The following is a 2,188-nucleotide window of genomic DNA, read 5'->3' on the forward strand; positions in this document are numbered from 1 at the left end:
CCCGATGATGGTGATGCGGTCGCCCTCACGCAGGCGCGTGCCTCCCCGCGGGAAGATCGCGTGACCGTTGCGACGCACGAGGGCGACCAGCGTGTTCGCTGGCCAGCTGATGTCGCGGATCCGGCTGCCGTCGAGGACGTTCGTCGGACCCGTCTGACCCACCTCGACCACCACGAACCAGTCGTGGCGGAGCAGCGCCTCCTTGAGCTCGTGCTCCTCGCGAACGCGACGCCACCGGCGGACGAAGTCGGGATCCTCCACCTGGCTGGCGAGCTCCGCCAGGATCCGCAGGTGCTGGGTCATGGTGTCATCGGGGCTCAGGAGGAAGATCAGGCCGCGGACGTCACGCGAACGGGGCGTCGGCTCCTCGGTCGCGTCGTCGGCTGCCTCGCCTGGGAACTGCTGGCCGGGCCCGACGTACAAGCTCCGCTCCAGCCGGACGAGCTGCACGACCGGGTGCTCGACTTCCAGGAGGACGTCGACCAGGGCGATCGCCGAGCCCTGAGGGATGATCGCCCCCTCGAAGGCATCGACGAGGACGCCACGCAGCTTTTCGGGCGTCATCCCGACATCCGGAGCCAGCTGCTCGACGACGCGGTCGAGGATGTGGTCGGCCGAGACGGGTCCGGTGATGTCGAGCGTGCGGGCGCGCGCCACCAGTTCCTCGTAGGAGTCCTCGACGGTCGTGCCGCGCTCCTGCAGGAGCCGCCACAGCTCGTGGTCCACGCCGGATTCACCGAGTCGGCTGAGTCGCCCGAAGTAGCTGAAGATCGCCCCCCGTTGCGCGACGCGCCCCCGGGCGTACACGCGGTACCAGATCGTGGCCGCGACGATGATGACCCCCACGAACAGCACCGCGAACAGGCCCAGCGTCCCGATCAGGCCGAGCATCGCGACGATCCCGGCGATCTGCATCCAGGGGTACAGGGGTGTCCGGTACCCGGGTGCGTAGGCCTCGATCTTGCTCTCTCGCATGATGATGACGGCGAGGTTGATCAGTGCGAACGTCAGGAGGATGAACGCGGATCCGAGCTTGGCGAGCCGCTCGACGTCGAGGAAGACGATCGCCGCGATCATGGCGGCGCACGTGGCCAGGATCGCGATCGTGGGGGTCGTGAACCGCCCGATGCGCTCGAAGCCGCTCCACACGAGCTCGTCACGGGCCATCGCCAGCGGGTACCGGGAGGCGGTGAGGATGCCCGCGTTCCCGGTCGACGCGAACGCGGCGATCGCCGCCACGACCACGAGCAGGAGGCCGAGGTCGCCCGGCAGCCAGTGGAGGATCACCTCACCGGCCGTGGCGACCGGTGTCAGGTCGCCACGGAGCACGTCCGGTGGGATCGACGCGACCATGATGTAGACGCCGGTGACGTAGATCGCAGCGGCCGTGAGCAGGGCGAGGAGCATGCCCAGGGGCATGTTGCGGTCGAGGTCACGGATCTCCTCGGCTGCGGAGGCGATCTTGGTCAGCCCCGCGTACGAGATCGACACCAACCCGACGGTCGATACGAACCCGAGCGTGCCGAACGGCATGAACGGGGTGAACTGCTGGGCGTGGACGGTGGCGAACCCCTCCCCGCTCAGGTGCAACAGACCGGCGGCGACGTAGTAGGCCAGGATCGGGACGAGGGTGAACACCAGGAAGTTCTGGAGCCACGCGGTCTCCTTCACGCCCACGGTGTTGAGGAGCCCGAACGCCACGGTCAGCGCGACGGCGAGCGGCACCATCGGAACGTCGAAGAACAGGGCGATGTAGGCGCCCATGCCGACCAGCGCGAACGCGCTCTTCAACACCAGGACGAGCCACAGGCCGATCCCCCCGATCACCCCGAACCACGGTCCGAGGCTCCGGTGGATGAAGAAGTACGCACCGCCGGCTCGAGGCATGGCGCTAGACAGCTCGGCGATGGAGTACATGGCCGGGACCATGAGGACGGCCGAGACACCGTAGGCGACGACCACCGACGGTCCGGCGTTCCCCGCTGCGACGCCCGGCAGGAAGAAGAACCCCGAGGCGAACATCGCGCCGACGCAGATCGTGTACACATCGATCAGGCCGAGGCGCTTCTCGAGGACGTCGATTTCCGTGTTGTTGTCGCTCACGCTTGATCCCGCACCGCTGGCCGTTGACGGCCGGACCGATCGGCACGATCGAGGCTCCACGCCTCGCAGCGGCCGGGTCCGGGCG

The 2,188-nt window shown here is 68.4% G+C and carries 1 protein-coding gene; it reads right to left on the minus strand.

Translation table 11 applies throughout. The features are described 5' to 3' along the window. On the minus strand, positions 1-2,103 hold a 2,103-nt coding region (locus KY469_22890; GenBank protein ID MBW3665938.1), incomplete at its 3' end, for an amino acid permease. Between the last annotated feature and the right edge of the window lie 85 nt (positions 2,104-2,188).

This window comes from Actinomycetota bacterium, assembly GCA_019347575.1.
Taxonomy (GTDB): Bacteria; Actinomycetota; Nitriliruptoria; order Nitriliruptorales; family Nitriliruptoraceae; genus JAHWKY01.